This window comes from Polyangium fumosum (assembly GCF_005144585.1).
GTDB lineage: Bacteria > Myxococcota_A > Polyangia > Polyangiales > Polyangiaceae > Polyangium > Polyangium fumosum.
This window is the reverse complement of sequence record NZ_SSMQ01000027.1, coordinates 14,637-40,456: the sequence shown is the minus strand read 5'-3', so window position 1 is coordinate 40,456 and position 25,820 is coordinate 14,637. Positions and strand designations below refer to the sequence as shown.

Annotated in this window: 16 protein-coding genes; 9 read left to right on the top strand and 7 right to left on the bottom strand. The window is 69.3% G+C overall.

The annotated features are described in order from the left end of the window. The first annotated feature begins 97 nt into the window (after positions 1 to 97). Positions 98 to 1,318, top strand: a complete 1,221-nt coding sequence (locus tag E8A74_RS24670) for a GNAT family N-acetyltransferase (protein WP_136931518.1) — start codon at positions 98 to 100, stop codon at positions 1,316 to 1,318. On the opposite strand, the gene E8A74_RS24665 is transcribed toward E8A74_RS24670, so the two are convergent. Further along, on the bottom strand, positions 1,319 to 3,388 hold the full coding sequence (locus E8A74_RS24665; protein WP_136931517.1) for a glycoside hydrolase family protein: 2,070 nt from the start codon (positions 3,386 to 3,388) through the stop codon (positions 1,319 to 1,321). A 309-nt stretch (positions 3,389 to 3,697) separates the two neighbouring features. Here E8A74_RS24665 and E8A74_RS24660 point away from each other — a divergent pair, with 309 nt between their 5' ends. From E8A74_RS24660 to E8A74_RS24640, 5 genes are all read left to right on the top strand, one after another. After that, entirely contained in the window at positions 3,698 to 6,901 is a 3,204-nt protein-coding gene (locus E8A74_RS24660; protein WP_211365439.1) for a beta-propeller domain-containing protein, read from the top strand. Between the two features lie 154 nt (positions 6,902 to 7,055). After that, on the top strand, positions 7,056 to 7,529 hold the full coding sequence (locus E8A74_RS24655) for a hypothetical protein (RefSeq protein WP_136931515.1): 474 nt from the start codon (positions 7,056 to 7,058) through the stop codon (positions 7,527 to 7,529). A 90-nt stretch (positions 7,530 to 7,619) separates the two neighbouring features. Continuing rightward, positions 7,620 to 9,104: a serine/threonine-protein kinase gene (locus tag E8A74_RS24650; protein WP_136931514.1), complete on the top strand. Its 1,485-nt coding sequence runs from the start codon at positions 7,620 to 7,622 to the stop codon at positions 9,102 to 9,104. Continuing rightward, complete coding sequence (locus E8A74_RS24645) at positions 9,101 to 10,135, top strand: outer membrane protein assembly factor BamD (protein ID WP_136931513.1); 1,035 nt, start codon at positions 9,101 to 9,103, stop codon at positions 10,133 to 10,135. Before E8A74_RS24650 ends, E8A74_RS24645 begins: the two co-directional genes overlap by 4 nt. After that, positions 10,132 to 11,295: a putative metal-binding motif-containing protein gene (locus E8A74_RS24640; RefSeq protein WP_136931512.1), complete on the top strand. Its 1,164-nt coding sequence runs from the start codon at positions 10,132 to 10,134 to the stop codon at positions 11,293 to 11,295. The genes E8A74_RS24645 and E8A74_RS24640 overlap by 4 nt, the downstream gene beginning before the upstream one ends. Here E8A74_RS24640 and E8A74_RS24635 read toward each other — a convergent pair whose 3' ends face one another. The 4 genes from E8A74_RS24635 to typA are packed head-to-tail and all read right to left on the bottom strand — an operon-like array spanning position 11,296 to position 19,501. After that, positions 11,296 to 12,783: an alpha/beta hydrolase gene (locus E8A74_RS24635; RefSeq protein WP_136931511.1), complete on the bottom strand. Its 1,488-nt coding sequence runs from the start codon at positions 12,781 to 12,783 to the stop codon at positions 11,296 to 11,298. Positions 12,784 to 12,811: 28 nt separating this feature from the next. Then, positions 12,812 to 16,372, bottom strand: coding sequence for an ATP-binding protein (locus E8A74_RS24630; RefSeq protein ID WP_136931510.1), 3,561 nt, complete (start codon positions 16,370 to 16,372; stop codon positions 12,812 to 12,814). Then, positions 16,369 to 17,616, bottom strand: a complete 1,248-nt coding sequence (locus tag E8A74_RS24625) for a metallophosphoesterase family protein (protein ID WP_136931509.1) — start codon at positions 17,614 to 17,616, stop codon at positions 16,369 to 16,371. Before E8A74_RS24625 ends, E8A74_RS24630 begins: the two co-directional genes overlap by 4 nt. A 46-nt stretch (positions 17,617 to 17,662) precedes the next feature. Then, positions 17,663 to 19,501 carry a translational GTPase TypA gene (gene typA / locus E8A74_RS24620; protein WP_136931508.1) on the bottom strand — a complete coding sequence of 613 codons (1,839 nt, stop codon included), beginning with the start codon at positions 19,499 to 19,501 and terminating at the stop codon, positions 17,663 to 17,665. 117 nt (positions 19,502 to 19,618) lie between these two features. On the opposite strand from typA, the gene E8A74_RS24615 reads away from it, so the two are divergent. The 3 genes from E8A74_RS24615 to E8A74_RS24605 all read left to right on the top strand — a co-directional run bounded on the left by E8A74_RS24615 (position 19,619) and on the right by E8A74_RS24605 (position 22,809). Beyond that, on the top strand, positions 19,619 to 20,065 hold the full coding sequence (locus tag E8A74_RS24615; RefSeq protein ID WP_136931507.1) for a hotdog fold thioesterase: 447 nt from the start codon (positions 19,619 to 19,621) through the stop codon (positions 20,063 to 20,065). Positions 20,066 to 20,117: 52 nt separating this feature from the next. Beyond that, positions 20,118 to 20,993 (top strand): 3D domain-containing protein, encoded by an 876-nt coding sequence (locus E8A74_RS24610; RefSeq protein ID WP_136931506.1) that lies wholly within the window; start codon positions 20,118 to 20,120, stop codon positions 20,991 to 20,993. A 118-nt stretch (positions 20,994 to 21,111) separates the two neighbouring features. After that, positions 21,112 to 22,809 (top strand): J domain-containing protein, encoded by a 1,698-nt coding sequence (locus tag E8A74_RS24605; RefSeq protein WP_170229341.1) that lies wholly within the window; start codon positions 21,112 to 21,114, stop codon positions 22,807 to 22,809. A 21-nt stretch (positions 22,810 to 22,830) separates the two neighbouring features. Here the strand turns inward: E8A74_RS24605 and E8A74_RS24600 are convergent, their stop codons facing one another. Together E8A74_RS24600 and E8A74_RS24595 are read right to left on the bottom strand one after the other, a co-directional pair. Further along, positions 22,831 to 23,526: a hypothetical protein gene (locus tag E8A74_RS24600; protein ID WP_136931504.1), complete on the bottom strand. Its 696-nt coding sequence runs from the start codon at positions 23,524 to 23,526 to the stop codon at positions 22,831 to 22,833. Positions 23,527 to 23,651: 125 nt separating this feature from the next. Then, a complete protein-coding gene (locus E8A74_RS24595; RefSeq protein ID WP_232379727.1) occupies positions 23,652 to 25,547 on the bottom strand; it encodes a S41 family peptidase in 1,896 nt (631 codons plus the stop codon). Between the last annotated feature and the right edge of the window lie 273 nt (positions 25,548 to 25,820).

The window sequence follows — 25,820 nt, the reverse complement described above, 5'->3', positions numbered from 1 at the left end:
AAGCGCGCCGACACGCCTCCGCCGCGCGCCCGTACGCCGCGCGGAGCACGGACCGGGCGCGCGGTCGCGGGCGGACGGTGATAGGGTTCGTCGCGCCATGTCCATCGAGATTCGCCTCCTCAGCCCCGAGCATGCGGACGAGTTTGCCCACCCCATCCGGACTGCTTTTGGTCTCGCGCCCTCCCCGGAGCGCACGGAACGATCCCGAAAACTGACGGAGCTCGTCACGCGGATCGGGGCCTATGACGGGAGCACGATCGTCGGCAGCGCCGGGGCGTTCGCCTTCGACTTCACCACGCCGGGCGGCGGTACGGTCCCGACCTCGGGCCTGACGATGGTTTCGGTGATCCCGACGCACCGGAGGCAAGGCATCCTGCGCAAGCTCATCGAGCGGCAGTTCGCGGACGCGCGGGAGCGCGGGCAGCCCCTCGCGGCGTTATGGGCGACCGAGGCGTCGATCTACGGCCGTTTCGGGTATGGACTCGCGGCCTTCGCGGGCGACGTGTCGATCGAGCGTGATCGCTCCGCATTCGTGGGCTCGCCCGTTCCTTTCGAGGCGCGCTTCGTGACCGAGGAAGAGGCGCACGAGCGGATCCCGCCGATCTACGAGCGCGCGCGCCGCGCCGCGCCGTGCATGCCCTCGCGCTCGCCCATGTGGTGGAGCACGCGGAGGCTGCTCGACGCGGAGTCGATGCGGGCCGGATCGGGGCCGCTGCAGCGCGTGGTGTTTCAGATCGACGGCCGCGACGAGGGATATGCGCTTTATCGCGTCCGCCTCGAACACGTGGAGCCGCAGATCCCGACCACGGTCGTGACGGTGCAGGAGGCGATGGGCGCGACGCCCGCGGGCACGCGCGCCGTGTGGCGGTACCTCTGCGACATCGACCTCGCGACGCGGATCAACGCCACGTGTTTGCCCCCGGATCACCCGCTCTTCCTCTTGCTCGCCGAGCCGCGGCGGATGCATTACCGCACGTACGACTCGGTGTGGGTCCGCCTCGTGGACGTACCCGCGGCGCTCGCGGCGCGCAGGTATGGCGCGGAGGGCACGATCGTGATCGAGGTCGACGATCCCTTCTGCCCGTGGAACACGGGTCGATATCGGCTCGACGCGGGCACCTCGCGCGCGGCGCGGACCGAGGAGCCTTGTGATTTGCGGGTCTCGGCCGCAGCGCTCGGCTCGGCGTACCTCGGGGGATTTTCGTTCTCCCGCCTCGCGGAGGTCGGCGGCGTCGAGGCCAGGACCGAAGGCGCGCTCGAACGCGCCGATCGGATGTTCGTCGCCCCGCGCCACCCGTATTGCCCCGAGATTTTCTGATTATTGCTGCATTTCCGGCGGCGGCCCCGGCGGCCTCGGGCCCCGGGGGCCCGGGGGCCGGAGCCCCTTGGGCAAACGTGGCCTCGGCCCTTCCTCCGGCTTTCCGTTCAGCGGCCCCCGGCGCGGGCCTTTCCTCACGCCCTCTTCGTTCGGGTCCTCGGCGCGGGACATCGGCGCCTCGTCCTCGGCCTCGCCCTCGCCGCCGCCGGCCCGATCCTCGGCTTCGGCGTTCTTGTCGTCGGCATCGGCGTCGAAGGCGAGCCGCTGCGAGAGCGGCATCTCGGGCAGCTCGAGCAGCGCGCCGTCCGCGAGGAACGGCAGGATGTTGATGTACGCGTTCATCGCGTGACAAACCGAGTCTGTCCGGACGTACCGTTCCCGCACGCTCCAGAACACGCCGCCCGCGGCGGCCTTCGGGTTCTTCACCACGAAATCGTTCTCGGGGCCGTAGGTGTATTGCATGATCTGCCGGACGGCGGCGACCACGGCGTCCTTGTAGCCGTCGCAGTTCTCCTTGCCCTTGTCCCGGCAGAACATGAACACCTCGCTCATGACCTCGGCGAGCCAGCCCGTGCCGCTGCTCGAAAGCGAGCCCTTCCAGCGCCCGTGCCGGTAGGCGTCCTCGGGCCGCTTCCACTGCCGCCCGAGCAGATCACGCGAGCAACGGAAGACCAGGTCCTCGATGCGTTTGTCGCCGGTGGACTTGGCGAAATCGAGCAGCGAGAGGACGAGCCACGAGCTCGAGATCGGGTTCGGCTTGCGGTACTCGTCGCCGACGTAGCAGCCGTTCTTTTCGACCTTCTGCGCGAGGAACATCGCCGTCGTCGCGGCGGCGTCGAGGTACTTCGTGTCCTTCGTCGCGCGGTGCAAGCGCGAGAGCGCCGAGAGGACCTGCCCGGTATAAAGCGTCGACTCCTTCGCCTGCACGGACCAGGGCCCGCCCTCGTGCTGGCTCAACGACGCGCGCACCGCGCCCGTGGGGAGCTGCATCGAAATGAGCCAATCCCCGGCTTTGCGCGCGGCATCCATGTACTTCGTTTCCTTCGTCAGCGCGTGCAGCTCGAGCAACGTGAAGACCGTCTTCGATGCCGTGCCGACGACCAGCTTTCGCTCGGGTTTGCCGCGCTTGAGGTCGAGCGTGTAGAAGAACCCGCCCGCGGTGTGGTCGCGCTCGTCGCGGCTCTGCATCGAAAGGAGGAATTCGGCCGCTTTCTTCGTCTGGTCGAGCAGGCCCTTGTCCTTCTTCATCGCGTGGAGCTTGAGCAGCGTGAAGCCCGTCGAGGCCGTGTAAATGGTGTGGAGCTCGGGCTCGAAGGTGTCGGCCGGGGCGTAATAGTACTTGTGCGCCCCCTTGTGCTCGGCGTCGAGCACGCGCAGGAGATACGCCTGCCCCTCGTCGATGCGCTTCGTGAGCAGCGCTTTGTCGAACGATCGGAGCGGGACGAGGCCGTGATCGAGCTCGAGCCCCTTGTCCCCGTGTTCGAGGATCGACATGCCGTGGTCCGGCAGCTCGATGGCGAGCCGCGTCGTGCCGAGCGCGTCTTTCGTCCCGCCGCCCGCCGCCACGGCGCGCCGCGTGGCTTCCTTGAGCGCCACGCAGAGCGACGCATCCGAGGATTCCCCGCGCGCCACCTGCACGCCTTCGCGATACCCCCACACGACCGCGCGAAATTGTTTCGAGGACGTCACGGGGATGTCACACGCGACGCTCTCCCCTTCCTTTTCAATCGCCGCGATCTTTCTCGCGAAGCCGAGCACGCGATCCCGAAAGACCTGGTTGTCGAGGGGCGCGCCGGGGTTATCGGGGCCGATGATCTTCGGGTCCGGCACCTTCGGCAGGTTCTCGGCGATCTTCGCGTCGAAGCGATCGTCATGCAGGTCCGGCCCACGGGCGCGCGCCTTCTTCTTGTCGGACGCCGGCGCCGCGCTCGCCGCGCCGCTCGGGGCCGGCGACGCCTCGCTCCCCTTCGCGCCGTCGCGCTGGCAGCCCGCTAGGCCGAACCATGACAGGGCCGCCGCGGAGGCAAGCGCCGAAAACCAGGCGATCGAAATGGGGCTTTTTTGCCGCATGGAATGGTCCTGAAGGGAACTCCGACCCTTACCAAGGATCACGGACCTGCGCAAGGCAGCACGAATTCGTCGCAGGCGCTCCCACGTCCCCCGGGGACGGAGCCGCCGCCGGACGCATCGGTGTATCGTGCTCGTACGAACCGGCGGTATTTTGCCATTGACGCAGCGCACGGCATCCCTGTGCGACATGTATGCACATCAGCGCTTGCAAGCATGACACGTGGGCGCCTTGACACCCCCCGGATGCATCGGTTAGGTAGGAAGACTTTTATTCCTTCATCTTGTGTGAAGGACGAAGGGAGCGAATCGATGCGCAGCTTTTTGAATCGTGGTCCCACGGCACGAACGACGGGTCTCTTGACCGCGCTCTTGTTCGTGGCTGGGCAGGGATGCGCCACGAATACGGGTGACGGGGAAGAGAATCCGGCCGAGAGCAAGGAGGCCGCAAAGGGACCGACCTCGTTCCTCTCGGCCGATCGGCCGAACTACCAGTTCACCTGGGGCGAAGAGGAAGAGGAGGAGGAGGAGGAAGAAGAGGAGGAGGAAGAAGAGGAGCAGGAGCTCGAGGAGGGCGACATCTTCCGTGTCATGAACAATGGCACCCTCCTGAACCTCAACTGGTATCGCGGTCTGCAGGTGATCGACGTCAGTGACGTCACCGAGCCCAAGATCGTCGGCCAGCTTCAGGTGGGCGGCTCGCCGGTCGAGATGTACGTCGACGGGACGCGCGCGATCCTCTTGATGAACGACTGGTACGGCTACAAGGGTAGGCCGAACAGCCTCGAGGTCGACAGCAAGTCGGGCAGCACGGTCATGCTCGTCGACATCTCGACGCCGTCGAAGCCCGTGGTGCTCTCGCAGTACGCCGTGCCGGGCTACATCCAGACGAGCCGTTACGCGAACGGCGCGACGCAGGACGCGCTCTTCGTCGCCTCGAGCTACTACAACTGGTTCATCAACGACCAGGGCTACTGGGAGTGGATCCTCGGCAGCACCGTGAAGAGCTTCGACGTCGGCCAGACGGCCATGACGGAGAAGAGCGAGCTGCCCCTCGGCGGCTACGTCTCGGCCATCCACGCGGAGAATGAAGTGCTCCTCGTGGCGCGCGAGAAGGACTGGTGGTCGTCGCACCAGAGCGACGTCGCGGTCATCGACATCTCCGACAACAGCGGCACGATGGTCAAGCGTGACGAGGTCACGGTGAACGGCTACGTCCGGTCGCAATTCCACATGGACTACCGGAACGACCAGCTCCGGATCTTCTCGGGCCCGCAATGGGGTTGGGGCCAGCATAGCTACCTCCAGACGTTCGACGCGACGAACCTCGACAACGTCACGCCGATCGACACCGTGCCCTTCGGCGCGGACATGAACCTCTTCGCCGCGGTCTTCCTCGACGATCGGGCGTTCGCCGTGACGTACCGGAATTACGATCCGTTCCACGCCTTCTCGATCGACGCGAACGGTCACGCCGAGGAGAAGAGCGAGTTCATCGTCTCCGGCTGGAACGACTTCTTCCGGCCCGCGTTCAACAACACGCGCCTCGTCGGCATCGGCGTCGACGATCAGAACGGCCGCAAGCTCGCCGTCAGCCTCTACAACATCACGGACCTCGAGAACCCGAACCCGCTGCTCGCGCGCGAAGAGGTGGCGGGCGAGGACCACGGCTGGAACTGGTCCGAGGCGAACTGGGATCACCGCGCGTTCAGCGTGCTCCACAACGCGGTGAACGTGACGGCGCCGACGGGCGAGACCGAGACGGGCCTCGTGCTCCTGCCCTTCGCCGGCTACAAGTACGTGAACGGCTCCTATTCGTACGAGTCCGCCGTCCAGATCTTCACGTTCTCGGAGTCGACGATCACGCGTCGCGGCATCATGAACCATCCCGACGCGGTCCGTCGCACGTTCAAGCTCGACGCGACGAACGGGGCGAACCTCTCCGAGACGCAGCTCCGCATCTGGGATCAATCGAACCTCGACGCGCCCCAGAAGGTCGGTGAGCTCGGCGTGGCGCCGGATTACACGAAGGTCTGGGTCTACGACAATTATCGCGCGCGCCTGCGCGGCCCGGACAACTCAGATTACTGGTACTGGTACTCTCCGGACGCGAAGGCGAAGGTCGACATCATCCGGAACAACGAGCCCGTCGACACCGGCACGCCCGTGGCGACGATCGAGGTCCCGGCGAACGCGAGTTACTACCAGGTGGACGATCTGCTCGTCGCCGTCCATGGCAAGTGGACCACCTGGCCTACCTTCGAGACGACCATCGAGGTCTGGGACCTCTCGAACCCGAAGAAGCCGGCCAAGGCGGGTCAGCTCGTCACGACGGAGCTGCCGTCCGGCTACTACTATTACGGCGACTATTACGGCAACGTCAACGTCGTCGGGAAGAAGTCGCTCGGGTTCGTCGAGACAAGCACCGTCCAGAGCGACCCGGTCTCGATGGAATATTGCTATGCGTACACGTACTACTGGTCGACGTCCTGCAGGGGCCAGGAGGGCTGCACGTACTTCACAGGCTCGCGCGACTGCCGGACGATCAACGGCCAGACCGAGTACTGCAGCGGTGGCTTCGCGCAGTGCACCGATCACGCGAACGCGGAGACGACCTGCGTCCCGGCCGATTGGTCACAGGTAGAGGCAGCACAGCAGGGCTACTCGTATTGCTACGGGACCGAGTACGAGGCGGCGCTCTTCCGCACGAAGGCGCAGCTCAAGCTCGTGAATCTCTCGAACCCCAACCACCCGACACTCCTCGCGCCGATCGACCTGACGCCCGGGCAGAACGAGGAGTTCGTCACGGCGAGCGGGCACGACGACGACATCTACGTCACCGTCAAGAAACCAGCATCCGCGCCCGGCGACACGCGCACCTACGCACAGTACTTCTTGAAGGAGATCGACCTGAAGAAGCCCGCGCAGCCGAAGGTCGGGGCCGCGATCAACGTGCCCGGCACGCTCCTCTCGAAGGACGGCTCGACGATCTTCACGCGCGATCCCGTCTGGGGCCAGCAGGACATCATCGAGACGGCCGTCTCGAAGCTGAAACTCCAGGGCAACAAGGCCGAGCTCGAGAACAAGCACCATTTCGCGGACCGGACCGTGAACGCGCTGTTCATCGACAAGGGCGGCAGGCCGGTCGTGTCGCACAACCTCGTGTGGGAGCCCTACAGCTACTACACGAGCCACAATGACCGGTTCAGCATCCTCAAGCCGAAGAGCGGCAACAACAATACGTTCGAGGTCCTGTCGAACGTGAAGCGTCCGTCGGGCGCGAGCTTGATCAGCGTGGCCGAGCGCCGCGCCTTCTTCTCGCTGAACAGCGGCGTTCTCATGGCAGACCTGGACAATCCGGCGATGCCGACGTCCACGGCATTCTTCCCGGGTCAGAACTGGTACTACAGCGTCGCGCCGGTCATCGACGACGACGAGGTGCTGATCGCGGCGGGTCGTTACGGCGTGCACGAGGCCGATCTCGACACGCACAACCTGCTGACGACCGGCGATTAATCTGTCCCGCCCAATACAGCGCTCGCGAGCCCGAAAGGGTTCGCGAGCGTCCCCCCGCCGGGCCCCCCCGGACGCACCCCGACGTTGACACCCCCTGCCTCGTGGCCTCATGATGCGCCGCGACGCACTCATCCATCCACGCGTCGGAAATTGTATGAGCAAACGCAAAGAGCTGTCGTACAAATGGGTCATCATCGGCGGCGGCGTCATCATCTCGCTCTACTTCGTGATGCGCCTCCTGCTGCTCGGCGGGGTCGAGACCTCGATCGTCGCGAGCTTTGGCCCTGAGAAGGGCGGCCTCGTCCTCGCCGGCATCGTGGCGTTCGTCTCGTACTTCGTCGGCGGCATCCTCATCGGCATCTTCAGCCCCGGGGAGACGGTCAAAGAGCCCGCCCTCGCGACGTTCATGGCGATCCTGCCGAACGCCATGCACACGGTCCTCTGGCACCTGCAGTACAGCTATCCCCTCGGCGGCGCCCTGGTCGGCCTTCTGACCACGTTCGTCATCGGCATCCTCATGGCCGTCGCAGGCGCATGGATCGGCGAAAAGGTCCAGGGCCGGACCGTCGAAAAGCTGCGCGAGGATGGCGAGCTCCCGCCGCCGAAACCCTCGAACGACAGCAACTGAGTCGCGCCTCTCGCCCCTCCCTCCATTTTCCCTTCCCCCCTCACGACGCTCGCGATCCACGAACCAATCTCGTGGTATCCTGGGGCCATCGTGACCGTCATCGCTGAGGGACAGCTCATCGCCGGCAAAATCCGCCTCGAGCGCCCGCTCGCACGGGGCGGCATGGGCGCGGTGTGGATCGCCCACCACCTCAAGCTCGACCGGGCCGTCGCCGTGAAGTTCATGGAGCCGGCCCTCGCCGCCTCCGAGACGGCGCGCGCGCGCTTCGAACGGGAAGCGCGCGCCGCCGCGCAAATCCAGAGCGCGCACGTCGTCGAGGTGCACGACTACGGTGTCGAGGGAGAAACGCCCTACATCGTGATGGAGCTGCTCCGCGGCGAAGACCTCGCCGCGCGCCTGGACAAACGCGGCAAGCTCGACCTCGCCGAGGCCATCCGCATCACGCAGCCGATCTGCAAGGCCCTCCGCCGCGCGCACGAGCTCGGCCTCGTCCACCGCGACCTCAAGCCCGGCAACGTGTTCCTCGCCCGTCAAGACGATGACGAGACCATCAAGCTGCTCGACTTCGGCATCGCGAAGGCCGTGTCGCCGGGCACGCCGCAGTCGGGCGACGTCACGCGATCGGGCAACCTCGTCGGCTCGCCGCTCTACATGAGCCCCGAGCAGATCCGCAAATCCAAGGAGGTCGACCACCGCAGCGATCTCTGGTCGCTCGGCGTGATCCTCTACCAGATGCTCACGGGCAGGACGCCGTTCATCGAGGACGAGGTCGGCGCGGTGCTCGTGGCGATCTGCACCGATCCGATCGCAAAGCCCTCGACGCTCGCGCCCGCGCTCGGCCCCGAGGTCGATCGCTTCTTCGACCGCGCCCTCGCCCGGGATCCGGCGCAACGCTTCCAGAGCTCGCGTGAGCTCTTCGAAGCCCTCGAAGCGCTCACCACGAAGCCCGCCTCCGAGGGGAAGGGCGCCGTGGTCACGAAGCCCGACACGAGCGCCGCGCTCGACGCGACCGCCGAGCTTTCGAGCCCGTCGCCGCGCGGCGCCGCGAAGACCACCGCCGTCGCGCTCGCCGAGACGATGGCCGCGCCCGAGGGTTCGGGCACGCTCACGCTCTCGCCCTCGGGCCGGACGCAGGACGACGAGAGCCCCACGAAAAAAGACAAGCAACGGAGGTTCGCTGCCGCGGGGATCGGCGCGCTCGCGCTCTGCGCGCTCGGGTGGGTGTTCCTCGGCCCGACCGTGACGGCCGAGGAGGCGCGCGTGGACGGCCCGGGCAGCCCGACGTTGCCCCTGCCGCCGCCCGTGACCGAGCCCGAGGCGCCCGCGCCGCCGCCCACGCCCACGCCCGAGGCCGTCCCGAAAGTGACGCCCGAGGCGCTCGCCGAGGTGGACGCGCAGAAACGAACGCCCACCGAAGCGCCGGTCCGGAACGACAAACCTGTCGTCCCTGCCAAACCCGCGACCCCGAAGACGGGCGCGGACGGCAAACCCGAGCAAGCGCCGGCCCCGACGACGATCGAGGACGACGAGCTGCTCGGCCTGTCGAAGCCGGCCACGCCGCCCTCCCCGCGATGAATCGAGGCCGCCGGGTCTCCCTCGCCGGAGCCGTGCTCTCGGCGGCGCTCGTCTTCCCCTCCTCGTCCCGCGCGGACGAACCGCCGGCGGCCGAGCCGACGACCACGCCGCCCCCGGAGCCCACCGAGGAAGAGGTGCGCGAGGAAAAACGCGCTGTCGCCCTCGAAAAAGGCCGCCGCGCGATGCAGCTCTTCCGCGCGGGCCAGTACGTCGAGGCGTATCCGCTCTTCCGCGACGCCGACGAGCAATTCCACACGCCGCAGCTCGTGCTTTACATGGCGCGTTGCCAAGACAAACGCGGCAAGCTGCTCGAAGCGCGCGCGCTGTACGAGCGGACGCTGACCGAGCCGCTGCCGGGAGCGCCGTCGGAGTCGCTGCTGCGCGCGCGGCAGGCGGCGGCCGCGGAGATCGGCCCTGTGCGCCTGCGCATCCCGACGCTCGCCGTCGACGTGCGCGGCCCGCCGCCCGCGGAGGTAACGTTGTTCGTGGACGGCGAGCTCTGGCCGATGGACGAGCCGCGCGAACTCGATCCGGGCAAACACGAGGTCGAGGCGCTCGCGCGGAGCGGCGCGCGCACGACGCGCGAGGTGGAGCTGCCCGAGGGGCGGAGCGTGTCGATCGTCCTGCGCCTCGGCCTCTTCGCGAAGGGCGTGGAGCGGACGATCGAGCCCGCGCCGCTCGAGCCTGCGAGGCCGACGTGGAGCCTCGTGGCCGCGAGCGGGCTCTTTTCGATCGGGGCGCTCGCGCTGGTGACCGGCGTGGTGATGGGCGGGCTCACGCTCGATCGGCGTGGGATGCTCGAAACGGAGTGCGTGCAGCAGCGGTGCACGCCCGCGGGTTTTGGGGCGTACGAGCAGACGAAGACGTTTGCGTCGGCGTCGAACCTGGGCTTCGGCGCGGCGGCGATCGCCGCGGCGGCGGGCGTCTCGGTGCTGCTCTTCGCGCCGAGCACAAAGCCCGCGGCCGCGCGCGGGGCGCGCGTGGAGCTCGACGTCCGCGGCGGCTTCATGGCCGTGCGAGGCGTGTTTTGAGGTGGATCAAGCTCGCCTCGTTCGGCGCGGCCGTGGGGCTCTTCGGCTGCGAGACGTTCATCTCGCTCGGGGAAGATTACACGCAGCAATGCACCACGCTGACGACGGTGTACTTGGACGCGGACAAGGACGGCGAGGGGAACAAGAACGAGCCGCGCACCTGGTGCGGGGAGCCCCCGGCCGGCTACGTGACGAACACGCTCGATTGCAACGACGACAGCGCGGACGTGAACACGCGCGCAACGTCGGATGACCAGTGCGACGGAATCGATCAAGACTGCGACGGGAAGACCGACGAGGATTTTCCCGTCCTCGACTGCACGATCCCGATCTCGGACACGGAGTCCTGCCAGGGGCGCACGAAATGCGAAGGGGCGGACGTGCTCTGCTTCGCGCGTTATTTCCTGGACCGCGACGGCGACGGGATTGGCAAGGAGGAGCGCCTCGTCGATACGGCCGGGAGCTGCGCGGAGCCCCCGGTCGTGGCGGGAGGCGTATGGGTCGCGGAAGGAAACGATTGCGACGACGACGCGCCCACGATCCACCCGAACGCCGTGGAGCTCTGCGACGAGGTGGATCAGAACTGCAACGGGACCGTGGGCCGGGTCTACCTGCGACAAACCTTTTCGGCGGGCGTGCTGAACGAGGGAGCGACGGGGGAGCGGTGGGTCTCCGGGACGAACAGCGGGTTCGTGCAGGCGGCGCCGGGCGACGGGGTATGCAAGGGCCCGGACGACGACGTCACGGACACGGACGACGGGAAGGTCGTGGGGGTCGGGCTCGGGGCGTGTGTCCCGCCTGGGACCTCGGGCGAGCTCGAATCGCCGATCATGGATACGACGGGCGCGCTCGATTTGCGGCTCGTGTTCCACGAATGGGTCGACTTCACCCCGGAAGGGGCGCGCGGTGCCCCTCCGACCGTGATGCTCGCGGTGCAACAAGGATCCACGCGAACGACGCTGTCTACCCTGGTGCGACCCGGGCCCACGAGCGCGCAACCGACCCCGGGCTGGGCCGAGGTGGAGTTCCGGCTCAACACGGTCACGGGCTCGAACACGTCGCTCGTGTGGTCCTACGAAAGCGGCGACGCGGAGGGCTGGGGTGGATACGCGATCGACGACGTCCTGCTCGTGGATGAAGTCTGCGAAGGCGCGCCCTGATCATTTGCACGTCGTGCCTTGGGGCGGGACCTTCAGATCGACGAGGTAATCGGTGGTCGCCTGGTCGATGCAGGTATTTCCCCGAAGAAACGAGACGTGCCCCGGTCCTTCGCGCGTGAGCAGGACCCCGGAGGAGAGCTGCGCGGCGAGCGAGACCGCCCAAGGATACGGCGTCGCCGGATCCCCGGTGGAGCCCACGACGAGGATCGGCGGCGCGCCGTCCGCGGAGATCGGCGCATTCGAGCGCCAGGCCGAAAACGCCCAGCGCGCGGAGGGCAGCGCCGTGGCGGGCAAATAGATGCCGATGCGCGGCGCCTTCACCTGGAGCTCGGTCGTCAGGGCTTGATAGACCTGGGGATCGGCGGGGAATGCGAGGTCGACCGAGGTGACCCCGTAATAGACCTCGAACGACGTGCCATACGTGCCGTCCGCGCTCCGGGCGACGTACGCGTCGGAAAATTCGAGCAGGCCCGAGCCGTCCCCCGCGGCCGCGAGCGCGAGCGCCTGGGCGAGGAATTTCCATTGCGATTTGTTGTAGAGCGGCTGCGACACGCCGTAGAGGAGTTCGCCGGGCCCGAGCGTGCGCGTGCCGCCCGGCGGCGCAGGCAGCGGAGAGGCCTCGACCGCGGCCTTCACGGCGTCGTACGCGGCCCAGGGATCGCCGCCCGAATGAAACGCGCATGAGGTCTTCGCCGCGCAATCGGCGAGGAACGCTTCGAGCTCGCCCTCGAAGCCGAGGGCCTGCCCCTTGATGAACGCATCCCCGGAGACTGTCGGATCGATCGCGCCGTCGAGCACGAGCGCGCGCACGCGCTCGGGAAAGGCCTCGGCGTAGACCGCCCCGAGAAACGTTCCATACGAAAAACCGATGTAGGTGAGCTTCTCGTCGCCGAGGGCCTCGCGGAGGAGATCCATGTCGCGGGCGATGTGGTTCGTCCCGACGAAGGACAACAGATCGCCGCTCCGCGCCTTGCAAGCGGCCGCGAACGCATCCGCGCCGGCGAGCAACGCGGCGCGCTCCGCGTCGTCGTCGGGGGTCGGATCGAGCCCGATGAGGGGGCCGAGGTCGTCGACGCAATCGATCGTGGGCGTGCTCCCGGCCTGGCCACGTGGATCAAAGCCGACGAGGTCGAACCGATCCTTGAGGGCCTGCGGCAAGATGATCTGCGCCGCGCGCGCCCAGCCGACGCCGGATCCGCCGGGGCCGCCGGGATTGACGAGCAAGGAGCCGATACGCGAGGACGGAACCGCCGCCGGGCGGCGCACGAGGGGAAGGGAAAAGGTCCTTCCGTCCGGCGCGTCGTGATTGACGGGCACAGAGAACGTGGCGCATTCGAAGCCGCCCCCGCAGTCCTCCCAGGAAATGGGAGGAACGTCGGGCGCGGGACCGGGATCGGGATCAGCGCCACAGCCGAGAACGAGGGGGGACACGAGAAACGAGAAGGCCCCGAAGAGGCGCCGCGTGGTCGTCACCATGACGAGGTTCATGGTACCGCGATTCGAACGCGGGGAGGTTCTAGCTCGCAGGCCGCAACCGAGCGCGCCCGCCGAGCGTGTCGAGGTCGTGCAAGCAAAGCCGGGACGGCGGGACCGCCTCGCGGGCGAGATCGGCGACACGCGCGTGGTGCGTGAAAAAGAGGACCTGCGTCTTCTGTGAGAGATCGCCGAGGATGGAGAGCGCGGCGCGGGAGCGCGCGTCGTCGAAATTGACGAGGATGTCGTCGAGGACGAACGGAATGGGTTCGTTGTGCTCGAAATGGCGCTCCAGGCTCGCCATGCGGAGCGCAAAAAAGAGCTGATCACGCGTGCCGTCGCTGAGGCCCTCGACGCCGACACGTTCGCCCGAGGTGCGGACGCATTTCAAGACGGGGCGGCTCTCGTCGCCCTCGTCGTCGCCGCGAATTTCCAGGAACGAGCCCAGGGTGAGCCGCCGGAAGAGCTCCGAAGCCCGCCGCACGATGGGCCCCTGGTGCCGCTCGCGGTAATGCTTGATCTCGTCTTCGAGCAGACGAAACGCGAGCCGCGCCCGCGCATACTCCTCAACGAGCACGCCCATCGACGCGAGGTGGCCCTCCGCCTCGGCCGCGGCCTGCGCGGCGCCGTCCCCGCCGTCGACACGCCCGCGGCGCTCTTCGAGCTTGCCGATCTCCTGCTCGACCTTGGCCTTGGCGTCGTTCTTCGCCTGGATCTGCTCGTCCAGCGAGGAGAGCTCCGTCGCGACGTCGTCCCCCGAGAGCCCCTGGCACTCCGCGACGAGGGCCTCGATGCCGAGCCCCTCGCCGAGGTCGAGGAGCTGGCGCTCGATCGGGGCGAGGCGCGCCTTGAGCGCGCGGACCTCCTTCGAGCGATCCTCGGCCTCCCCGAGCTCCGCGAGGTTTTCCGCACGCGCGGCCGACTGGAGGGCGGTGAGCTCGTTCTCCGCGGCCTTGCGGCGGAGGATCACGTCTTCGAGCTCGCGCCGCTTCTCGTCGAGCTTCTGCGCGTCCTTTTGCCGCGCAATCTCGTCCTTCTCGGCCGCGAGGAAGCGCTCGACGACGAGGTTCGCCGCGTGCTCGATCGGCGCGTCCACGAGGTCGGTCGCGGCGGCGCGGGTGATCTCGACGACGCGATCCGCGAAGAGCCGCGCGTCCCGCTCGATGCCCTCGATGCGGCGCCGCCGGTCCCGCGCGTCGGCGCAGCGTTTTTCGAGGTCGCTCCGGAGCGCGAGCACCTCCTCCGCCTCGACCGTGCCCGTCGCCTCCGGCAGGTCCACCCCCGCCATCGCCTCGGCCCACTGCGCCGACCACGCGGCATGCTCCGCGCGCCGCCGCTCCAAGAGGGCCTTGCACTGCGCGACCTGATCCTTCGCGCGCCCGAGATCACGCTCGTGCGCCTCGCGATCCTTCTGCGCCTTCGCTTCCCGCTCGCAGACGGCGCGCGCCCGCTCCATGAGCGCAGGCAAGCCCCTCACGGCGAGCCCGAGCGGCCGGAGGAGCGCGCCGAGCGTCTCCTCGTGATCCGCCGCGAGCGCGCGATCCGCGGCGAGCAACGCCTCGGCCTCCGCCCACCGCCGCCGATCCTCGACGAGCCGCTCGTACTGCCCGAGAAACCCCTTCATCTCCGCGGGAGAGAGCGGCGCGAGGGAGCTCGCCTTCCACTGCTCTTGCCACTGCCGCCCGAGCTCGTCCCGCGCGGCTTCGAGGGATTGGCGCTCCGCGTCGAGCTCGGCGATCTCCCGGAGGAGCCCTTGCTGCTCCAAGGATCGCTGCGAGACCTTCGCCACCCGGTCCGCCTCGCGGAACAGGCTCGCCGCGAGATCGTCCGCGTGCCGCACGCTCGCCTCGTAGGCGAACACCGCCTCGACGCCGGGGCGCGGAGGTGCGCTGCGGAAGGCCGCGATGTCGTCGGCGGCTCCATGCGCGTGCGCGTGCTCCGCCGGGAGCAGCGCGCGGCGAAGCTCGATCCAGGCCGCGTCCCGACCGCTCCGCGCCGAGGCCCAGTCCGCCTCCGTGGGCACCGCGCCGCCGCGGCGGATCTGCTCGAGCTCCCGTTCGAGCGCCGAGAGCTTGCGCTTGCGATCCGCGAGCGTCTGCCCGAGCGATCGCAGCTCCTCGTCCTTCACGCCGAGCCCGCGTTCGAAGCGCTCGATCGTCTCGCGCGCCGGCATGGGCAGGTTGCCGATCTTGTCGAACGGCACGTCGAAGAGCGAGAGCGCGGCGCGCCCGGCCTGCACGCGCTGCCCGAGGCTCTCGGCCGCCCGCGCGCGCTCCTGGATGCGCTTGTCGAGGTCCCCTTCGCGCCGCGCGACGTCGAGCCCATGCGCGAGCGCCTCCACGTCCGCGGGCGGAGGCAAGGCCGCGCCGCGCCGCTTCTCGTCGTCGAGCCGCTCCTCGGCGGCGCCGAGCGCGCTCTCCGCGCTCTTCGCGGCCGCGTCGAGCTCGACCTTCTGCTTGACGAGCGAGCGCACGCGCGTGCTCGCGACGGCGGAGAGCCGCCACGCCTCGGCCTCCTCGACGGAGATGTCCCGACGGCCGAGCCGAGCGCAGAGCCCGCGGGCTTCGTCCTCGACCTGCCGCAGCTCGCCGCGCAGCCGGGTCGCGTCGATGCTCGCCTTCTTGTGGCTCCCGAGCTCGCCCTGCACCTGCCGCACGAGCGCGCCCTTTTGCAGGAGCGCCGTGGGGACCGCGAGCACGGCGAGCTTCCCTTCGAGCTCGCGCACGTCCTCGCGGAGTTTTTCCTCCCGGGGGCCGGCTTCGTGGATGATGGCCTGCGTGCGGCGGCGATCCTCGGCCGCCGTCTCGGGCAGGACCACGACGTCGCGCCGGACGTCGAGCGCCGCGAGCACCTCGGCGCGCTCGGCGAGGGGGCGGAGCGCCTGCTTGACGCGCTGGAGGCGGCGCATGCGGCGACCGAGATCGACGAGCTCGGCCGCGATCCGCGACGTCTCGGCGCGGCGATCGCCGAGCTGCTTGTTGATGTCCTCGAAGTCGCGCGCCGACTGCGAGAGCTCCTGCGCGCGCTTCTTCGCCTCCTTGAACTTGTCGATCGCGTCGTTGAGCTTCCTCTTCTTGCCGCGCGGCAGGTAGATCTCGTCCGCGCGCCCCCCGAGCTTGCGCAGGAGCGAGGCGACCGTCTGACCGAGCCCCGCGCCGAAGAGGCTCTCGCCGAGATCCCCCTGCCCCTCGACGAGCTCGCGCCCGCCCTTCACGAGGCCGTCGTGCGAGAGCCCGAACATCGTCTCGAACTGCGCCCGCTCGATGCTGCCGAGGAGCTTCCGCAAGAGCGCCTCATCGAGGGGTTGTCCCGCGGGATCGAGCAGCGTCTCCTTGCGGCCCTTGCGCCGGACGATCGCGAGCTCGGAGCCGTCCTCGTAGCCGATGCGGCCGCTGATGCGCAGCTCGGACATCTTGTGCCGGTGGTCGTCGCTCGTGCGCTCGGGGATGCCGAAGAGCAGGCCGCCGACGGCGCGCAGCGTCGTGCTCTTGCCCGCCTCGTTCGAGCCGACGACGAGGTGGAACGCGCGTGCAGGGGACGAAAAGTCGAGCGCGAGATCCGAGAACGGACCCCAGCGCAGAAGCTCGAGCGAGAGGATCTTCAAGCCTCGTCTCCCTCTCCGGAGAGCTGCGGCAGGAGGTAGTCCGGCAGCTCGTCGACGATGCGCCGGAGGACCGAGAGATCGGTGATCTTCGCGGCCGCGTCGCCCTGGAAGAACTCCTGCGGGAGCTTGCCGACGATGTCCGTGAGCTCCTTGCCGAGCTTGTCGAGCGCGTCGTCGTCGTCGCGGAGGAAGCGCAGCGTCTTCAGGAGCCCGCCGATGGGGTTGTCGTTCTGGGCGAGCGCGTCGAGGTCGGCCGGCGTGCGCGTGCGCAGCTCGACCTTCTCGATCCACGCCTCGCCGAGGTCGTTCGCGAGGCCGCGGATCTCCCCGCGCCAGTGGCCGACGTCCCGCACGAGCGCGGCGTGCGCGCGGCTCGCGCCGGTGAGGACGATGCGGGCGCAGACGACGCGGCCGTCGGCGGCCTCGACCTCGTTCGAAAGCGCGGCGCGGCACAACTCGAGGACGTCGTCGGGTGAGCGCGCGGCCGAGGCGTCGACCTGGCAGACGGCCCAGCGCGCGACGTCGAGGACGCGGTGCTCGACCGATTTCACGCGCCCGTCCTCGACCGTGACCAGGCTCGCGCCCTTGGGCCCCGTCTCACGCGCGTGGCGGCCCTGCAAATTGCCGGGGAACACAATCCAGGGCTTCTCGTGCAAGACCTCGCGCGCGTGCACGTGCCCGAGGGCCCAGTAGTCGTAGCCCTTCTGGACGAGGGTCTCGACGCGGCACGGCGCATACGGCGCGTGCCCCTCGCGCCCCTCGGCGGCGGTGTGGAGCAGCCCGATGTTGAAGGAGTCCGAGCGCGGCGCGGGGTAGGTCAGCGCGAGATCCTCGGTCGTCTCGGCGCGCGCGTAGCCGCGGCCGTGCACGGCGACGCCGATGTCGTCGAGGGGCACGGTCTCCGCGCGGGACGTCGACAGCTCGTGCACGCCCTCGGGCAAACGGAGGATCTTGCTCTTCGCGTCGTGGTTGCCGCGGACGATGTACACGCGGATGCCGGCCTCGCGAAGGCGCGCCATCTGCCGGACGAAGAAGAGGCCCGTGTTGTAGTCGGTCCAGTCGCCGTCGTAGAGGTCGCCGGCGATGAGGAGGAAATCGACGGCCTCGGCGATGCACGCCTCGACGAGCGCTTCGAGCGCCCGCCGCGTCGCGCCGCGGAGTCTGTCCGCGGGCGCCCCCTCGTATCGATCCAGCCCGCGCAGAGGACTGTCGAGGTGGATGTCCGCCGCGTGAAAGAACTTCATCAGGGGCCGCGGAGTCTACCCGCGGCGCCCCGCCTGGTCGATCGATTTACTCGACGGCTTGCGCCTGCTCGATCGCGTCTTCACGCCGATCGCGCAGGTTCACCGCGAGCACCTTCTTCCGCACCCGCACCGCCTCCGGCGTGACCTCGACGAGTTCGTCGGCGTCGATCCACTCCATCGCGGTCTCGATCGTGAGCAGCCTCGGGCTCGCGAGCAAGACGTTCTCGTCCTTGCCGTGGTTGCGGATGTTGGAGAGCTTCTTCTCCTTGATGACGTTGCAGTCCGTATCGTTCGGGCGGTTGTGCTCGCCGCAGATCATGCCCTCGTACACCTCGACGCCGGGCACGATGAAAAACGTGCCGCGCGGCTGCAGGTGGTGGAGCGCGTAGGGCGTCGCGACGCCCATGCGATCCGCCACGATGGCGCCCGTGGGCCTGCGCATCATGGGCCCGCCCCACGGCGTCCAGCCGTCGAACATGGTGTTGAGCAAGCCCGTGCCGCGCGTCGACGTGAGGAACTCGCCGCGGAAGCCGATGAGCCCGCGCGACGGGACCTGGAACTCCAGGCGCGCCCGGCCAAACCCGGGGTTCGTCATCTTCACCATGCGCCCGCGCCGCGTCGAGAGACGCTCGGTCACGATGCCGACGTACGTCTCCGGGACGTCGATCACGACGAGCTCGACGGGCTCCATGGCCTGACCATCGATCTCGCGCGTCACGACCTCGGGGTTCGAGAGCTGCATCTCGTAGCCCTCGCGCCGCATCGTCTCGACGAGGATCGCGAGCTGGAGCTCGCCGCGGCCGAGCACGAGGAACGTGTCGGGCGAGTCGGTCGGCTCGACGCGGATCGCCAGGTTCTTCCGCGCCTCGCGCTCCAGCCGATCCTTGAGCTGGCGGCTCGTCAAGAACTTCGACTGCTTGCTCTTGCCCGCGAACGGCGAGGTGTTGACGCCGATCTTCATCTTGATCGTCGGCTCCTCGACGACGATCCGCTCGAGGGCCTCGGGGCGCTGGGGGTCGGCGATCGTGTCGCCGATGTTCACGTCGAGACCCGCGATGGCCACGACCTCGCCCACCTGCGCGCTGTCCGCGTTGACGCGCTTCAGGCCCTCGAACGTGAAGAGCGCCTTCACCGAGCCCTTCGTGACCTTGCCGTTCTCGCCGAGGACCACGACGTCGCCGGCCTGCCGGATGCTGCCGCGCACGATGCGCCCGACCGCGAGCCTGCCGACGTAGTCGTCGTGCGTCGTGTTGCAGACGATGACCTGGAGCGGCTCCTCGGGGTCACCCTCGGGCGCGGGGACACGCGCGAGCACCGTCTCGAAGAGCGGCACGAGGTTCGTCAGCTCGTCCTCGAGCTCGCGCTTGCACTGGCCGAGCTTGCCGATCGCGTAGACCATGGGGAAATCGGTCTGCGCGTCGCTCGCGCCGAGATCACAGAAGAGATCGAAGACCTCGGAGAGGACCTCGTGCGGCCGCGCGTCCTGGCGGTCGATCTTGTTGATGACGACGATGAGCGGGAAGCCGCGCTCCAGGCACTTCGAGAGCACGAAGCGCGTCTGCGGCAGCGGCCCCTCGGCCGCGTCGACGAGCAGGAGCGCGCCGTCGGCCATCATGAGGGTGCGCTCGACCTCGCCGCCGAAGTCGGAGTGTCCCGGGGTGTCGACGATGTTGATCTTGACGCCCTTCCAGCGGACGCTCGTGTTCTTCGCAAGGATGGTGATTCCTCGCTCGCGCTCGAGGTCGTTCGAGTCCATCACGCGCTCGGCAACCACCTCGTTGTCGCGGAAAGCGCCCGCCTGGCGGAGCATGTGATCGACGAGCGTTGTCTTACCGTGGTCGACGTGGGCCACGATGGCGATGTTGCGGAGATCCTTGCGGGCCATTTTTCGGGGCCGCTCCTAGCACGCGCTTCGTGACGAGGCGAGCAAACCCGGCGGGACGCGTCCCCGCGACGACCTGGCAGAACGCGGGCTTTTCCGGCATCGTGCACGCCGAAAAAAATGTTGGATCTGAACGTCTTTCGGCACCTCGCCGAGGAGCTCATCCCCTTCAACAAGTGGCTCGGGGTCAAGGCCTTGCACCTCGCGCGTGGCCACGTGACGCTCTCGATTCCGTGGCGCGAGGAGCTCATCGGAGACCCCATCCGGCAAGCGCTGCACGGGGGCTTGATCAGCACGCTCGCCGACACGGCGGGCGGGCTCTGCGTCTGGACCGAGATCGAAAATCCGTCGCTCAGCCGCGTCTCCACCGTGGATCTGCGCGTCGATTACCTCCGGCCTGGGCGCCGCGAGATGCTGATCGGCGACGCCACCACGGTGCGGGTCGGCGCGAAGCTCGGCTGGGCCGATGTCCGCCTCTACCACCCGAGCGCCGCGTCCGAGCTCGTGGCCACGGCCCGCGGCGTCTACGCGCTGAAGACCCCGAAGCAGCCCCACCGAGACGCCTGACGAGCAGGCATCCTCTTGGCCATCGGCGGGCGGGCGAGGGTATCCTCGTCCCATGCGACCTTTGACCATGGCGCTCGTCGCCTGCCTCTCGGGCGCCGCATGCGCGACCGTAGCCGGGCAAGCCTGGGTGCAAGGTGAAGGCGAGCCCGCGCGCGACGCCGAGCATCGGGGTTGGTCGGAGACGCGTAACGCGCGGGCCGGGTTTCTCGGCCAGGAGAGCGCGCCCGTTCGAACGACGCTCGCGCCGCCCGACACCACGCCCGCGCCCGCGCCTGCGCCCGCGTCGAGCGCCGAGGAGGTCGTGACCATCACGGCGCAAGGCTCAGCCACGGGGCCGGCCGCAGCGTTCCGCAACGGCGAGCGCTTCCGCAACACGTACTACGACTTCCCGAAGGAAGACGCGGGCCCGAAGAACGCGACGATCTACGACGCGAGCTGCAAGCCGCTCACGAACGTCACGCAAGACTTCCACGACCGCGTCTGCGTGCAGGGCAGCGGCCGCCTCTCGACCGGCGAGACCGTGAGCTTCGCCAAACGCGACTGCGATTGCGCCTCGGTCTGCCCTCGCACAAGCCAGAAGATCTGCTTCGAACGGCTCGACCCCGCGCGCTTCCCCACGGGCCGCGGCGCCCTCGGCAAGGCCATCACGCCGCTGCGCTCGGTGGCCGTGGACTCGTCGGTGATCCCGCTCGGGACCGTGCTCTTCATCCCCGAGTTCAAGGGCGTGAGCCTGCCCGAAGGCGGGCGACACGACGGATGCTTCGTCGCCGAGGATCGCGGCATGAAGGTCGTGGGGCGTCAGATCGACGTCTTCACCGGTGATCCCGCCGCGACGATCCGCTTGAACGCGCTCGTGCCCTCGAACCGCGGCGTACGTGTCTACGCAGACGATGCGCGCTGCCGCTCGCTCGTCGCCCGCGGGCCCTGACGAAGCCCTTTGCGGCCGCGCCGTCGGTTTCCAGACGCCCGCGAAATCCACATGGTCACCGGAGTGCCCCGTTGCGCCCTCGTGCGCACCCTGGCACGCTTCGGCCGAGTCGCCGCTCATGGCTGCTTCGCCCCCTGCCCCCACGACCGGAATGCCCTTCGTCGTCCCTCCGGGGCTCGTACCGACGGCGGAAGCCCACCTGGTGCAGACGCCGCTCCTGCACCTCTACGTGTACCTGCTCGACAAGGTCCTCTCGGGGACGCTCGTGCTGACCACGAAGACGGGCGCGCGCGCCGCGGTGTCGTTCGAAGACGGGACGCCGACGCGCGTGATGGACGTCGCGGGCACCCGCTACGCCGAACGGATGCCGCTCGAGCGGGCGATGATCAAGCTGTGCGAGCTCGAGCCCGAGACACGGTACGCGTTTTACGCGGGGCAAGACCTGCTCGCGGAGCGGGGCGCCGAGGTGCCGCGCGTCGAGCCGCTCGCGGTGATCATGGCCGGCGCCCGCGCGTTCGTCGGGGCGCCGCAGGCCGAGGCGACGCTCGGCAGGATCGAAGACGTCCCGATGGGGATCGCGACCGGGGCTGCGCCGGAGCGGTTCCGCCTGACCCCCGAGGAGCGCGCGCTCGTCGAGCGGCTGCGCAAGCAACGCACGACGCTCGCCGACCTCGCCAGGACGAGCGGCGTGCCCCCGCGCATCGTGCGCGGCGTCGTGTACGGCATGACGATCACGCGGCACCTCGATTTCGGCGGCTCCACGCGCCCGCCCGTCGGGCTCGAGCGAGTCGCCGCCGCGCGCGCCGCGATGGTCTCCGACCCCCAAGGGTGGCGACCGACGACAGGCACGACGGGCCTGCTCATGGACCAGACCGGGCTGCGGCCGCGGGACGTGGTCGCGCGCGCGGGGGACACCTCGACCGCGCCGCTCCAGGCCGTCCGGCGTGAGGGCACCGGGCCCCTCCAGGCCGTGCAACGTGCGTCCGACATGACCGGGCCCATGCCCCAGGTCCCGCCGCAGGCCGCGCCCCCGAACAACGAGAAGCGCCGCGCCGAGGTCGAAGCCAAGCTCGCCGCCGCGCCGAACGAGGACCACTTCCAGATGCTCGGCGTCCCGCGCGAGACGACGTCGATCGACGTCCGGAACGCCTACTTCAAGCTCGCGCTCCTCTACCACCCGGACAAGCTCCCCAAGGACCTGCACGACCTCAAGCCTCGGGTGGCGCGCCTCTTCGCGGCCATCAACGCGGCCTACGAGGCGCTGAAGGACGACACGGGGCGCGCCCAGTACCTCGCCTCGCTCGACGCCGGCACGGTCGACGAGCAGGCCAAGGTCGAGCGCGTGGTGAATGCGGCGCTCGAATTCGAGAAGGCCGAGGTCTTCCTGCGCAAGAACGACCTCGCCGCCTGCGAGGCCTGCGTCCGGCGCGCCGTCTCCGCCGATCCGGAGCAGCCTGCCTATACGGCGCTCCTCGCGTGGGTGGTGGCGAGCCGCAGGCCGCTCCCGCCGGTGCCCGAGGAGGGCAAGACGAACAACGTCTACGACGACTGCATCACGCAGCTCGACGGCGTGCTCAAGGTCGAGCCCGATTACGAGAAGGCCCTGCTTTACCGCGCCAGGCTGCTCAAGCTCGCCGGGCGTATCCACCAGGCCTACCGGGACTTCAAGCGCGTCACGGTGGTCAGCCCGAAGAACATCGAGGCCACGCGCGAGGTGCGTCTCTACGAAATGAGGCACCCGCCGGAGGACGACGGGCCCGGCTCGAACCCCGCAGGCCGCGGGCTGCTCGGCAAGCTCTTCCCCAAGAAGCGTTGAGCGTCCGGGGCCCCTGGGCGTTCAGCCGCCCGGGCAGGTGACGAGAACGCCGCCGCTCGACTCGATCTCGCAGGAGAACTGCACGCACGGGTCGCTCAAGCACTCACACTTCGGCGTGTCGCCGCACGCGACGGGGATCGGCTCGCAGTGGTAGGCGTCGGGCTCGCCTCCGACGTCCGACGTGGTCCGCTGGCAATACTCCGCGGCCTTGTTGCAGAAGCCATGGCCGCAAGAGAAGTGCTCGGCCGACGGCGGCTCGCAATTGCCGAGGTCCGAGACGTCGAGGCCCGCCTGGGCGGCGTCGCAGGGATTGCCATACACCGTGCCGTTGCACGCGCAGGTCGGGAAATACACGTCCGGACACGCGGGCGGGCGTGGTTTGCAAATGCCTGTGAGGTCGGTATCGCCACACCGATCATTGGGGTAGTCGCACCACTCGTCGAGGCCACACACGGTCCCGGCGAACCCTCCACACGGCGTGCCGCTGCTGGCCCCGCCGCCGCCGCCCATCCCACCGCCGCTGGACGCCGATCCGCCGCTGCCCCCCTGCCCACAGGATCCAGCGCCGCAGCCGCCGCCCCCGCCCATACCACCCGAGCCGCCCGCGCCCCCGCCGCCCGAGCCACTGTTCGAATCGACGAACGATATGGCGCAACCACCGAGCAGGAAAACGGACAACGAAGCAACGCCCAACCAACCATGCAAAGCCAATCGCATCACGGCCTCCAGACACGCCCTTCAGCAAGCGTAATGCCACAGCGTATCACGTTCGTTCGAGGCCCACCGCGAATGCAAAGACAGGCCGCGGTGTCGCGACGTTGGCCCAGGCTGCGCCAAAACGATCAGCGCGCTGCGGCGACGGAGGTCCCGAGCGCCCGCAGCGCGCGGCACACCGTCTCGTCCCGGCAAGGACCGACACGCCCGCCATGCAGCGCCCACGGGACCTCGCGCACGAGCCCAGGATCCCGCACGTCAGGGCCACGCCAAGGCTCGAGCGCCTGCGCGACCCGCGCCTCCCGCTCCGTCGTCGCCGGGAGCGACAACGTGATCTGCGGCGATATGCCGACCTTCTGGACCGGCGCGCCATCCGGCAAAGAAAAGAGCAATGTCGTCACACGAAGGACACCCGCGCGCGCCTCGTCGTCGAGGTATTCCTGCGCGCATCCTTTGCCATACGTGCGGTCTCCAATGACCACGCCGCGTCGATAACTGCCGATCGCCCCCGCGATCATCTCCGCCGCGCTCGCCGTGTCGCCGTCCACGAGCACCGCGAGCGGACCCGAATACGATTCCTCCGCGGGTACGTCAGGCGCGCGCTCGACCTCGACGCCGCCATCCCGCCGGCGCATCGGAAAGAGCGCCGCGCCGGGGAGGAAATGGCCGAGCGCCGCCATCGCGCCGTCCGTCGAGCCCCCGCCGTTCGCGCGCAGGTCGAGGAGCACGCCGCGCATGTCGTGCTCCGCGCGGACCCGCGCGAGCGCCGCCCCGACCCGATCGCCGAGGTCGTCGGGGACATCCGCGATCGTGACGATGGCGACGCGCCCCTCCGCATACCGAACGGCGTCGAACGGCAGCGTCGGGGGTTCGGCCGGAGGCGCCGGGCCTTCGCGCGCGGGCACGGGCAGAGGCGTGACGACGAGCTCCAGGGGCTCTCCGACGTGCGGGCGGAGGATCGTCACGGACGCCGGCGGGCCATGCGGCGCCCCTTCGATGAGCGCGGTTTGCTCGGCCTGCTCGCCGCTCATGCCCGTGAGCGGCACGCCCCGCACGGAGAGCACGACGTCCCCGTCGAGGAGCGGCGCGAGCGCGCCCCGATCGATCCGGATGCCGAGCGCCGTCCGCGTCATCTCCGACCAGAGGCGCAGCGGTGGGTTCGTCTCCAGGTCGAGGTCGTAGATCGAGATCTCCTCGTCGAGCGGCGCCCACGCGCCATGCGCGTCGAGCTGGGGCACGTACGCGCGCACCGCGGCCGCGAGGACGACCCGGCCCCACGCCTCGGCCGTGAGATCCGGGAAGAGCCGCTGGCCCGCCACCGTGACGAAAGGATCAAGCGCGGCGCCGTACGCGGCCCGCGCAGCGCCGACCTCGCGCCCGAGCTCCCGCGCGAGCTCGCGGCCATTCCGCGTGCTCGGCCCGTCCTCGAAGGGCGACGTGGTCACCGTGCGCCAGACCTCGGCGGGCGAACGATGCGGCGCGCTGCCCTCGGGGCGGCCCTCGCGCAGGCCCTCGTCGAAGGACGCGCGCAGCGTCTTCATCCAGGTCGCGAGCGACGCGCCGATGACGTCCGCCGCGGCACACGGGCGCCACGGCGCGGATTCGAGCTCCAGCAGGAGCCGCTCGCCTTCGCGACGGACGAGCGGCGCGACGGGCGCGTCGGGCGCGAGGGACCAGAGCCCGTGGGGGTCGAGCCAATCGACGACCCCATCGGCAAACTTTGCGGCTTCGAGGTCGGCGACCGGCGCCGCGAGGTTCGTGCGGACCTGCGCGACGATGCTGCGCGCCGCCTCGCAGGAGAGCGCCGCGGGCGCGCCCGTTGGAAGGACGAGGCCGCCCTCCGAAGGCGCGCCGCACTCCGCGCCGAGGTCCTCTTCGTCCGCGACGTCGAGCGTGCGGAGCGACCAGAGCGCGATGCCGCGCGCCGCGGTTTTTGGAGGCTCGGCCGGCCGCTGCGCTGCGATCGCGAGGATGGCGGTGGCGGCCGCGAAGTACCACGCTCTGGTTGCGAGACGCCTGCCCACGTGTGCCTGGAGAGGATGTACCACGCCCGAGGCGCGGGAGTAAAAACGGCGTGTGAACATCTCGAAGAACGAGGCGAGCCCGTGACGCCCAGGGCCCCGGGGCGCCTCCCGCGATTCACGCAACCGTTTCGCGCCCCCAGGGCAGTCCGTGACGTTTGCGCGAAACGAGATCGCCTGATTTCACGAAAGAGCCTGATTCCCGCACGGCATCGGCCCTGCATTGGCGAGCCGCGCGCCTTCCCCATCCCGCCGTCGAGGAGGCGGCGGGAACGC

What these genes read in the sequence shown, in the direction of transcription:
- E8A74_RS24655 (WP_136931515.1), top strand. Translation starts at nt 7,056, where the DNA reads ATGAGCAAACGCAAAGAGCTGTCGTACAAATGGGTCATCATCGGCGGC.
- E8A74_RS24660 (WP_211365439.1), top strand. Translation starts at nt 3,698, where the DNA reads ATGCGCAGCTTTTTGAATCGTGGTCCCACGGCACGAACGACGGGTCTC.
- E8A74_RS24600 (WP_136931504.1), bottom strand. Translation starts at nt 23,526, where the DNA reads ATGCGATTGGCTTTGCATGGTTGGTTGGGCGTTGCTTCGTTGTCCGTT.
- E8A74_RS24665 (WP_136931517.1), bottom strand. Translation starts at nt 3,388, where the DNA reads ATGCGGCAAAAAAGCCCCATTTCGATCGCCTGGTTTTCGGCGCTTGCC.
- typA (WP_136931508.1), bottom strand. Translation starts at nt 19,501, where the DNA reads ATGGCCCGCAAGGATCTCCGCAACATCGCCATCGTGGCCCACGTCGAC.
- E8A74_RS24605 (WP_170229341.1), top strand. Translation starts at nt 21,112, where the DNA reads ATGGCTGCTTCGCCCCCTGCCCCCACGACCGGAATGCCCTTCGTCGTC.
- E8A74_RS24670 (WP_136931518.1), top strand. Translation starts at nt 98, where the DNA reads ATGTCCATCGAGATTCGCCTCCTCAGCCCCGAGCATGCGGACGAGTTT.
- E8A74_RS24610 (WP_136931506.1), top strand. Translation starts at nt 20,118, where the DNA reads ATGCGACCTTTGACCATGGCGCTCGTCGCCTGCCTCTCGGGCGCCGCA.
- E8A74_RS24615 (WP_136931507.1), top strand. Translation starts at nt 19,619, where the DNA reads ATGTTGGATCTGAACGTCTTTCGGCACCTCGCCGAGGAGCTCATCCCC.
- E8A74_RS24645 (WP_136931513.1), top strand. Translation starts at nt 9,101, where the DNA reads ATGAATCGAGGCCGCCGGGTCTCCCTCGCCGGAGCCGTGCTCTCGGCG.
- E8A74_RS24635 (WP_136931511.1), bottom strand. Translation starts at nt 12,783, where the DNA reads ATGAACCTCGTCATGGTGACGACCACGCGGCGCCTCTTCGGGGCCTTC.
- E8A74_RS24625 (WP_136931509.1), bottom strand. Translation starts at nt 17,616, where the DNA reads ATGAAGTTCTTTCACGCGGCGGACATCCACCTCGACAGTCCTCTGCGC.